This window comes from Streptomyces europaeiscabiei, from assembly GCF_001550375.1.
GTDB lineage: Bacteria > Actinomycetota > Actinomycetes > Streptomycetales > Streptomycetaceae > Streptomyces > Streptomyces europaeiscabiei.
The window spans coordinates 1-735 of the sequence record NZ_LRTR01000267.1 but is presented as its reverse complement, the minus strand read 5'-3'; the positions used below and the strand labels follow the sequence as shown (position 1 = coordinate 735).

At 77.1% G+C, this 735-nt stretch carries 1 pseudogene; it reads right to left on the bottom strand.

Annotation, left to right across the window (positions count from 1 at the left end):
* Positions 1 to 170: 170 nt before the first annotated feature.
* Positions 171 to 735 (bottom strand): annotated as a pseudogene (locus AWZ10_RS52915) (hypothetical protein); the annotation flags it as partial.

The following is a 735-nucleotide window of genomic DNA, read 5'->3' as shown; positions in this document are numbered from 1 at the left end:
GGCTGGGGCCAGTGGCCCGGTGGCCGGTGCGGGGCCGGGTTCGGGCGCGCTCGCCGACGCTGACAGGGTGCCGCCGCGCCCAGCGGAGGGACCACCGTCGCCCCGGCGGTGGGGTGGTGAGGGTTCTCGGGCGGGGCAGCCCTGGGCTGCCGCTCCCGCCTCCGACTGCGTCAGGCTGGGGCTCGCGTCGGTTCCTCCGTCGGAGTTGGCGGGGGCGTTGCGGACGCTCGGCGAAGTCGCGCGAGCCGGCCCGTGAGCCAGGCGACCGCGGCCACGGTCGTGCCGAGGCCCAGGAGACCCCAGGTGACGGTGCGCAGGGTGGCGGTGAGGGCGTCGTAGACGGCGCCGGCGGCCGCGGGGGAGACGCCCGGGGGCAGGTCGGCGAGGGTGAGGTGGCGGCCGAGGGCGACGGCGACGCCGAGGAGCGCGCCGCCGAGAGCCGTGCCGAGGCCTGTCGCGCAGACGGCCCGGCGGCGTTGCGTCGCGACGAGAATGCCACCGGCGGCCAGCGCGAGCGCACCGACCGGGAGCCAGAACGCGGCGATTTCGAGCACGCGATATCCCTTCCGAAGCTGAACCAGTTCCGCGGCCGACAGCACCTCGACCTCGGTGCGCGCGACCGGGATGCGATGGGCGAACGGCACGTGGTCGCGGACGAGTTGACGCTTGACGCGTTCGCCGACCGGCGCGAGGTCGAGCGTCACCGGCCGGGCCTCGACGCCGCCCGCGCCCCCG